This window comes from Sulfobacillus sp. TH-112 (assembly GCF_057473405.1).
The window spans coordinates 1-5,174 of sequence record NZ_JBYCKN010000206.1 but is presented as its reverse complement, the minus strand read 5'-3'; the positions used below and the strand labels follow the sequence as shown (position 1 = coordinate 5,174).

Annotated in this window: 6 protein-coding genes; 3 read left to right on the top strand and 3 right to left on the bottom strand. The window is 51.8% G+C overall.

The window, feature by feature from the left end; all coding sequences use genetic code 11:
• Positions 1–198 (top strand): hypothetical protein (locus tag ACOJWD_RS15305; RefSeq protein WP_486994113.1); only part of this gene is annotated, 198 nt, incomplete at its 5' end.
• Between the two features lie 659 nt (positions 199–857).
• Here the strand turns inward: ACOJWD_RS15305 and ACOJWD_RS15300 are convergent.
• Entirely contained in the window at positions 858–998 is a 141-nt protein-coding gene (locus ACOJWD_RS15300) for a hypothetical protein (protein ID WP_486994112.1), read from the bottom strand.
• Between the two features lie 106 nt (positions 999–1,104).
• The gene (locus ACOJWD_RS15295) at positions 1,105–1,305 is read right to left on the bottom strand and encodes a hypothetical protein (protein WP_486994111.1); all 201 of its coding nucleotides are present in this window, start codon (positions 1,303–1,305) and stop codon (positions 1,105–1,107) included.
• 650 nt (positions 1,306–1,955) lie between these two features.
• On the opposite strand from ACOJWD_RS15295, the gene ACOJWD_RS15290 reads away from it, so the two are divergent.
• Both ACOJWD_RS15290 and ACOJWD_RS15285 read left to right on the top strand, forming a co-directional pair.
• Positions 1,956–2,597 (top strand): DUF5666 domain-containing protein, encoded by a 642-nt coding sequence (locus tag ACOJWD_RS15290; RefSeq protein WP_486994110.1) that lies wholly within the window; start codon positions 1,956–1,958, stop codon positions 2,595–2,597.
• Between the two features lie 251 nt (positions 2,598–2,848).
• The gene (locus ACOJWD_RS15285; RefSeq protein WP_486994109.1) at positions 2,849–3,772 is read left to right on the top strand and encodes a hypothetical protein; all 924 of its coding nucleotides are present in this window, start codon (positions 2,849–2,851) and stop codon (positions 3,770–3,772) included.
• Here the strand turns inward: ACOJWD_RS15285 and ACOJWD_RS15280 are convergent.
• The gene (locus ACOJWD_RS15280) at positions 3,769–5,052 is read right to left on the bottom strand and encodes a 3-hydroxy-3-methylglutaryl-CoA reductase (protein WP_486994108.1); all 1,284 of its coding nucleotides are present in this window, start codon (positions 5,050–5,052) and stop codon (positions 3,769–3,771) included. The genes ACOJWD_RS15285 and ACOJWD_RS15280 overlap by 4 nt on opposite strands.
• Positions 5,053–5,174: the final 122 nt, after the last annotated feature.

The window sequence follows — 5,174 nt, the reverse complement described above, 5'->3', positions numbered from 1 at the left end:
GATGTGCTGAATTTTACCGGCACGGATGTGGTTCTTGGGATGCCCTCTGCAGGAGCCTACATGGCGGTGAATTTGCTCACAGGACACCCCATCGTGAGCGTACGAAAAGTCGTGACCCTCAAAGGGTATTCCGGACTCACGGGCCCGGCCCACATCCTCGGGTTGGCTACCACCACCTATCCTATCGACATTCCTTAGGGATCGGGTCATTGACGGCAAGCAAACTTAGGAGCCATGGATAATCGATCAAGTCAACAAGACCGGCCCGCATACGCTACGATAGTGTTTCGGTCTTTCGCGTGTCCTGCCACGCTGAGACGCCGATGTGAAGGCGCACCCCCCCCCCCGAAGAATCTTTAAGCGAGGAGCGGATTCCCAATTTATTCCAATTTATTTCCCATGGGTGCATCTGTAGAGGAAAACTGCTACACCCAATACAGGCCCCCTTCTGCGAGTGAATTGAAGGGGTGGGGACAGCGAATATATTTGAAACGGTTTTGCTTGGTATTGGTCTCGGGGTATAAAAATTGGACTATGTGCAAAATGTGGTGGGATTTCCTCTTTTATTGGGTCAATCGTCCGTTCTCTAGCACGACCGGCCAAGGTTGAAATATGCGGTTCGTATTAACGGCATCGGTGTCGACGCGGTAAATAAGACGGTAAGGCGGCACGATGAGTTCGCGAAGTTGCGGATCGGCTAGCTCGGGCACCTGTCACCCACGGTGCGAAAGAAACGACAGAGCTCGGCCGGCCGCGAGAATTCCCATTATCAGCGCCACCGCATAGTGAGTGGGGCGAATCACGCTCAATGTAGTCGGCAGCAGCTTCGAGGTCACCCAAGGCTGCCATGCTCCAGTTTACTTGTCGGTCCATTGGGCCATCCGCCGCTCCACCTCTTCGTGGCTCCCCACCCGGCCGGCGCGCACATCCGCGAGACCCCGCTCCACCTTCTGCTGTAAGTACAGGCGATACTGGACGTCCTCAAACGGTGCAGTCATCCGGCAGACGCTCCATCAATTCATGCAGCCGTTCTTTGGTGCTCCCCATCGCCCAAATCCCTCCTAACATGCCCGCAATTGTTACTCTCAGTGTATATCGACAAACTCAACGGTCATAGAGGTCATCGCGTGTCCCATAGGGCCATTCGCCATGCAGTCCGAAGTCATAGCCCTTGGACAAGCGGGCCATTAAACGAGCCGCGGCCGAACGCTCAGGCGTCCAACGCTTTAAGGTCTTCTGAACGAAAGGCAACGCTTCATCGGGCATGCCATCGATGATCTGCTTCAACTCTTCGCGAGTCGCCATCGGCCATCCCTCCTTGCCCATATTATTGCGGATGGGCTGGTCATCACGACCCAATAAACAATAACTGTCAAAAAATTATGCTAAATCGCTAACTGACCCGAATATGCATTAAGAACCCCCGACTCATGCAGCTATTCCAAACACATTTTGCACAATACAGCGGATCTCTCCAAAGGCCCAATCCACCACGTTTTGCAAAAAACAGGGCAACTCCGTCAGGATGAAGCAGAAGACCATCCAACCATAGATTGCAAATAGCCAAAAATTGTGGCAGGACTTCTGGGATGGTCCGCGCTACAGCCACTCGCTAATCTAGGGTGCTTTCAGGGAGCCACATCGTCATCACACCTCCCCGGACCAGCTGATGGAGAGATAAACGGGGTGCATACGTACGATGAGAAGGAACGGTGATCATGCGTGTCTTGGGCATTACGCGGTTATCAACACTTGTTCCCTGGCCCTTAATTCTTCGTTCACAAGAACAAATTAACTCCTCCCCATATATACGGTTAGTTCTACCACGACCTATCAACCATCTCCGTCGTATGCATTCCATGGACTCTCACGATCCTCTAGAGAATCCCCTCATTATAAATAGGTTGGACTATTGTCGCGTCCAAATGAATATGTCCTAGCGGGAGGGATGCGACATGAAGACAGGGATGCGGCTATCACGACGGACCGCTGGATGGTTAGTGGCTATTTTCGCAGCGCTGGTAGTTATCCATTATGCCTACAACACCAGTACCAGCGGCTTAGCAAGAACGGTGATGGGCCAGCCGGCCATTGCGGTGGCTTTAAGGGGAGAAATTACCGAGCTTAATAATCATCAAATGACCGTGACCCTGGAAGACCCCCACGGGGATCTGACGGAACTATCACGAGAAATTACCTTCTCAGACCACACTAAATTCACAGCGCCGGGTCATCCTGTAGCAGTAGGTCAAGCAGGACTCAGCTACCTCAAATCTGGCTACCGCGTCTCGGTCAGCGGGCGCGGCACGACGGATAATGGCATTGAAGCCCAACTGGTGGAAGTCAATTTCCCACCGCTGACAGGAACCGTCACCCACATTGACCGAGGCCAACTCACCATAAAGGTATCGGGTCAGAGCGCACCCGCTCAGATTGAACTCACGTCACACACCGCTTTTTTTATGCCGGATGGCGACATCCGTGGACTGGCTCCGGGAGTGATGGTACGGGTTTTTGTGGTTCCAAATGCCACCGCCAATTCTGGTCTGACCGCCGTCACGGTCATGGTAAAAAGCACCTCAACACATTCGGCTTAAGAGCCTATCTCCGTTGGTTATCTCATTCTCCTCACAACATGGCTGGAAGCCTAGACGAGCGCTAGGCTTCCTAGGAGAATTTCCGATTTAATAGTATGATGAAACGGTTTAAATGGACGGTGTGTCAAATTGAGGTTTGCTTCCCACGTCCCTTTGATCTATTCTTATAAGTATGTATAACCTGCCCCATTTGTCTCATGGATGCAGGCGTGGTTTGGTGCTGATTATAGTCGACTATGGAGGAATTGTCCGTGTTTAAGATCTTCCCTCAATTTGAAGAGGACCGATTGATCCGGTTGTTTCATAAAGGGGTCAAGGCTCAGTGGACCGTGGATGACGTGGAATGGGAACAGCCTTTATTGATGCAGGATGACCAATCCCGGGCATTAGCTCACATGCTGACGCCGGTCTATCTCGGTGAGCAGTCGGCGATGATTGGCGCAAGTGTGGTATTGCCGCAGATGGCGGCAGCGGGTGAAACCACCTCGCAAATTTATCTTAGTAGCTTTCTTATGGATGAGGCGCGCCATTTTGAAGTCTTAACGCAGTTGTACCGCCGGCTAGAAGAAGACCCTTTAAACATCCGGCAAATGCCGGCTATGTTGCGCTATCATAATCGGCTCCGTAAGGGAGATCGTGTTGATTGGGTATGGGGTATTTTAATCTCCGATGTGTTTGCCAAGAACTTTTATCAAATTTTTTCGCGCTCTCAGCCTGATGCCTTATTTGGTAGTTTGTCCACTCGTATTCTACAAGACGAATCCCGTCATCAAGCATTTGCCGAGCACTATCTGAAGCAGGCTCTTCCGTCACTGGACCAGGGCAGGTTGCAATCTCTACGTCGAATGAAGGACGACCTCTTGGGTACCATGGATAACATGTACGACCATTTATTAGATGATGCCAAGCGACTGAATATTGATGGGCGCTTGTTTCTCGATGATCTGCGCGCAGAAATTGAGCACAAGGCGGATCGCATCGGCCTCAATCGTGATCATCATGATGACAACAACGCATCAGTAAAGCGGGTTTTTCAAGGTATTGGTGAGGGTATGAATAAAGCGGCGCAAGATATGAGTACCAAGTTTAAAGCTCTTAAGGCGTCGCGTTGCGACACCTGTTTCGTAGCGCTCCTATGTCAGACTCGCCTCATTAAGAGCGCACGGTGCGTCTAGCGGGGATTGGACCGATGTCCACCCCGTTCTAGATGAGCACGAAAGAAGTTTTCACTGCCATGGCTGGCCATCGATGCAGACGCTGAAATCTCCAATGCGAGAGCCGCGGCGGCTGCAATCTGGGCCAGTCTTTGTGCTGAACCCGCTTGTCCTTGGCACCCCAAAATATTCAGATATGTTTCGGCATAAGGAAGAGAGGTGCCTCCGCCAACGGTTCCTACTTCGATGCCGCCAAGCTGAAGCGTGAAGGCCGCGCCCTCCGGCATCTGTTGGATGGTGGCGTGGGCCATGCTACTGGTGGCCACCATGCCTAAATCTTGGCCGGTTGTTAAAAACAGCGCTGCAATCGCCGACGCAGGAGTAAAGGCAAATGATTGCATGCCACTGGCATTAGATCCGTGTAAGCCCGTCCACTCTAATTGCTTTAACTCATCGACAGTCGTGTTTAAGTATCGCTTTAACTGTTGATGCGTCAGCGTCACCTGGGCCATCACAGTTTTTCCGTGACCGCCATTGTAGTGCTCGTGGCTGGGTTTCTTGTCTCCACCCATATTAGCCTCAAGGAAAATATTCAGGATACGCCAGGGGTGATTCTCGGTCTGTCGAACAATTTGCCGATTGAGAGCATACGCATTCCGGGTAATCATGTTCGGGCCACAAGCCTCGCCAGTATAAAAGCGATACAGCAAGTGGCAAACTGACCCCACCAATTGGGCATCAATTCTCAAGAGGCGCGCATGGCGCGATACATCAGGCACGGTTTGTCCAGGTTTTAAGGCTTTGTCTGGATGCGCCGCATCATTTAGCCAATCAATCAACTCATCGCGAGTGGATAAAATCCAGTCATAAAATGCCTTGGATTCCGCACCGGAATGGAAGACAAAAGCAGAGTCGCGCGTCATCATGTCGTTAAGGACGTAGGTCTTTACGCCTCCCGCCCGATTTAACACGTGAATCCCTCGCTGCATGGACACGGATAGTCCACCTTCGGTATGGGCTAGCGGTATGTATACGTTGTCTGCATAACGGGATGGCTCGATAAATTGATCATCTTGCCAAGCATATCGTCCCAGATCAATGTGCATCGGTCCCACAATCGATACTGGCATGACTACTTGGGCGGTCAATGACTCTTGGAAAGCCGACAGACGCTCTGGCGCGACGCTCCAATCAAATATCCGCTCGTCCTCTGACCGCCATTGAGGCAATTCGCGAAGTATGTTTTGGCGCTCCTCGATAGCTTGCTTGTGATTCCGGTGTGACCAACGACGATCCGTCATGAGGATCCTCCTGTGCCTATATGTTAAAAGCCCGCTCCACGGAGCGGGATAAAAAAATGGGTCGGCACGGCCTGATGATCCCAGTCCCCTGCGGGACCAGTAGTCTCAGCGTACGCGAGGGG

Coding starts and splice junctions, on each gene's coding strand:
- ACOJWD_RS15290 (WP_486994110.1), top strand. CDS start 1,956: ATGAAGACAGGGATGCGGCTATCACGACGGACCGCTGGATGGTTAGTG.
- ACOJWD_RS15295 (WP_486994111.1), bottom strand. CDS start 1,305: ATGGCGACTCGCGAAGAGTTGAAGCAGATCATCGATGGCATGCCCGAT.
- ACOJWD_RS15280 (WP_486994108.1), bottom strand. CDS start 5,052: ATGACGGATCGTCGTTGGTCACACCGGAATCACAAGCAAGCTATCGAG.
- ACOJWD_RS15300 (WP_486994112.1), bottom strand. CDS start 998: ATGACTGCACCGTTTGAGGACGTCCAGTATCGCCTGTACTTACAGCAG.